Raw genomic sequence first — 3,305 nt, forward strand, 5'->3', positions numbered from 1 at the left:
CACTTGTTCGTAACTCATCAGTTTTTCCTCTCAATCACCTCACTATTGCCCTTATTGGGGACTTTTGCAAGAGGTCTCTTGTAAAGAAATAATTGAATCCTCTAAAATCATTTTGGTATCCTGTGTTTTTTGAGAACTTTAGCGGGACTGACAAATGAAATGCCCTGAGAAGAAGAGGTACTAATCATGACAGCTTCAATGACAGGTTCATAAACCGTTTTCTGTGCAACCCACTCCACAATAAAGTTTGCACCTGAGCCTCCCCTTGTATCATCTGCTGCAATGAAAAAGTCTGTGGAAGCAAGCGGCTTGAGTTCTACTGGACTCTTAATGTCCTGCCTAATCAATTTCCCATCAGTATCGTAGTAACGCACGGAAGTAATAATAATCGAATTTGTCAGATCCGTATTGCGGATACTGAGGGTGGCTGACAAATTCATGACTTGATCCTGGCTATTGTAGTGATAAATATGTGAGTAAATAGGGACATATACGGTTTGTCCCATCACAAGTTTGGTTTTATCTAACGTGACTGCTCTGAGTGAGGTTTCACGTTTTGTATCAGGTTGTTGCCTTTGTGAGGTAGTTTGGTCGGAACAAGAGGTAATAATGACGATCGCGGCGATCGCCCAACCAACCCAGAAATCCTGTTTCAGCTTCATCGGCAGTCATCCAAATACACCACATAAATTGCAGTTACGTCTACAACAGAGCGAACCGTCTCCTGTAGACTAAAACCGTAGTTAATCTGTCAATTTCTATGAGGAAAGCAAGTTTATCCGTTAAATTACCCGTTGAGAACTCTATTTTTTAACGGGCCAAGCCACAGGCAAGCTGGTATGTGTCAACGATCGCAATGCTGTTCCCGAGTTTTAATAAATGTTGGGCTAACCCCAGCCGCATCATTCCGGCTCCACCAATTAATACTTACAGGATTTATTGTCACCTCAAAAACAAACATTATAGAACTACATACTACAAGCATTTCTCTTCCTTGAGGCGGCTTAGTGATAAGGTTTGAGCGGCAGTTCAACCTGGAACGTTGAGCCGAGGCCCACTGCACTCGTCACCTGTATTTGTCCGCTGTGTGCCTTGACAATTTGTTGGACGATCGCTAACCCCAGACCAAAGCCTCCACTCTCCTGCGAGCGCTCGGTGTCTACTCGATAGAAGCGATCGAAAATATAGGGTAAATCCGCTTCTGGAATACCGATTCCCGTATCGATTATCTGAATGACCGCCAAATTGGAATGAAGAACTAGCCGTATCTTTACAGTTCCGCCAACGGGCGTATATTTACAGGCGTTGTAAAGCAAGTTTTCGACTACTTGCCGCAGCAAATCAGGGTCAGCCAATAATTCAATCCGTTGTTCCGGTGATTCGCAGGTCAGTTTGATATTTTGGGCTTCTGCAAGTGCCAGAAACTGGGTTGCTAAATTGCTCAGCAGCTCGTTGAGATTGATTAACCTGAGCGATTCCGGCGCAAGTCGCCCCTGATGACGAGCCAACAGCAGTAAATTATTCACGAGTGCTCCCATTGATTTTGCGCTATCTACAATGTTTTCTAAGGGAGGATGGTAACGTGAATCATCAGCCGCGATGAGCAACCCAAGCTGGGCATTAGTGAGAATGGCAGACAGGGGCGATCGCAACTCGTGAGAGGCATCGGCTGTAAAGCGCTGAAGCTGCTGATAGGCTTGGCGAATCGGTTGCATGGCCAGCCCACTGAGAAACCAACCTGTGAGGGCAATTAAGCCCAGTGTCAGCGGGACAGCGAGAGTTAGCACGATCAGAAGCTCAGTGAGCCTGTTTTGAGTTTCTGTCAGGGGAGTTGCAACCTGAAGATAACCGAGTACCCCAGTTCTACCTTCAACGGGTAATGTCACCTGACGCAGCCAGATTCCTTTTCCCAAAAGTGGATCGGTCGATCGAACTGTGAGATAACCAAAGGGCGTATTTAACTGCTCTGGGGAAGGAGTCCCAAAAAAACGAACGAGCCGCCTTTGTGCGTTATACCAGCGTACATAAATCAGATCTTCTGCAAGGGGATGAGACCCACTGCCTAACAAGGGGACATGACTCAGATCGACCTGGTTCTGGTTTTTGCGAACTTCATAATGTACGCTGGCAGCCATGACTCTAGTTTTGTCATAGAGGAGTCGGTCAAGCGCTTCTAGTTTATCTTTTACCTCAAGCTGGTAAATCACCCCAGCAAACAGCACGAGAATGCTTCCCATTGAGAGGGTGAACCAACGAGCCAGATTGCGACGACTTTGATTAAACATGACTTGCCTTCACAATCATCACTTGAGAGGGGAAGTGAGGCGATAACCCATACCGTAAATGCTCTCAATCCAGTCTGCCGATCCTACAGCCTGCAAGCGTTGGCGGAGTTTGCGAACTAGAACAGTGATCGCATTGCTCTCTGGTTCAGTCCCCCATTCCCACACCGCTTGTTCAATCTGATGTCGAGTCAAAACCTGTCGAGGATGACGCATAAAATACTCCAACAACTGAAACTCGCGACTGGAGAGGGAAACGGTTGCACCTTGTCGCTCAACGGTAAGAGTATCGAGGTGGAGGTGTAGATCCTCAAGGTTGAGCGTATCTCCTTGCCAAAGGGGCGATCGCCGTCTTAATGCCCGCACTCGTGCCATGAATTCCACCAAATCGATCGGTTTCACCAGGTAATCATCTGCGCCTGCGTCCAACCCGGTCACTTTTTCAGGCGTGGTGTCTCTTGCCGTGATCATCAAAATCGGCGCTGTTTTCCCTGCTGCTCGATATTGACGACAGAGATTTACCCCACTGATATGTGGCAACATCCAGTCCAAAATCAACAAATCATATTCTTTTTCTGATAAGAGCCACTGTGCCGTCTCTCCATCTTTTACCCCATCCACGCTATGTCCTGCTTGAGACAGCACTGTTTGCAGCGGCATCAGTTGCTTTGGGTCGTCCTCCACAAGTAAGATTCTCATATATTTCTTTAATTTGGTTGATAAACATCGATCTGCTGATGAAATTTACCTATTTTAAGCATGAATCTACAAATGCCAACACTTGCTTTTTTTATATTGGCGGCTCTAGGAGAAATCTCTGGGTGTTACGCTTTCTGGGCCTGGGTGAGACTTGAAAAGAGCATTTTGTGGGTTGTTCCAGGCATTTTAGCTTTAATCTGTTTTGCGCTTTCTCTAACTCAAGTCAATGCCTCAAACGCTGGAAGAGTATATAGCAATCCTAAATCATTATCATGATTGTGATACAATTATATACAATACTTGATTTTGACAATAAAAAGATGA

At 45.8% G+C, this 3,305-nt stretch carries 4 protein-coding genes; 1 reads left to right on the top strand and 3 read right to left on the bottom strand.

Annotated features, from left to right (window positions below):
- Positions 1-107: 107 nt before the first annotated feature.
- From QUA62_RS29010 to rppA, 3 genes are all read right to left on the bottom strand, one after another.
- Entirely contained in the window at positions 108-662 is a 555-nt protein-coding gene (locus QUA62_RS29010; RefSeq protein WP_333408251.1) for a DUF3124 domain-containing protein, read from the bottom strand.
- Between the two features lie 342 nt (positions 663-1,004).
- Positions 1,005-2,285, bottom strand: coding sequence for a HAMP domain-containing sensor histidine kinase (locus tag QUA62_RS29015; protein ID WP_333408252.1), 1,281 nt, complete (start codon positions 2,283-2,285; stop codon positions 1,005-1,007).
- An 18-nt stretch (positions 2,286-2,303) separates the two neighbouring features.
- The gene (gene rppA / locus QUA62_RS29020; RefSeq protein WP_333408253.1) at positions 2,304-2,981 is read right to left on the bottom strand and encodes a two-component system response regulator RppA; all 678 of its coding nucleotides are present in this window, start codon (positions 2,979-2,981) and stop codon (positions 2,304-2,306) included.
- 72 nt (positions 2,982-3,053) lie between these two features.
- On the opposite strand from rppA, the gene QUA62_RS29600 reads away from it, so the two are divergent.
- Positions 3,054-3,257 (top strand): hypothetical protein, encoded by a 204-nt coding sequence (locus tag QUA62_RS29600; RefSeq protein ID WP_445301739.1) that lies wholly within the window; start codon positions 3,054-3,056, stop codon positions 3,255-3,257.
- Positions 3,258-3,305 lie beyond the last annotated feature (48 nt).

It is taken from the genome of Microcoleus sp. MON1_C1, from assembly GCF_036701945.1.
Classification (GTDB): domain Bacteria; phylum Cyanobacteriota; class Cyanobacteriia; order Cyanobacteriales; family Microcoleaceae; genus Microcoleus.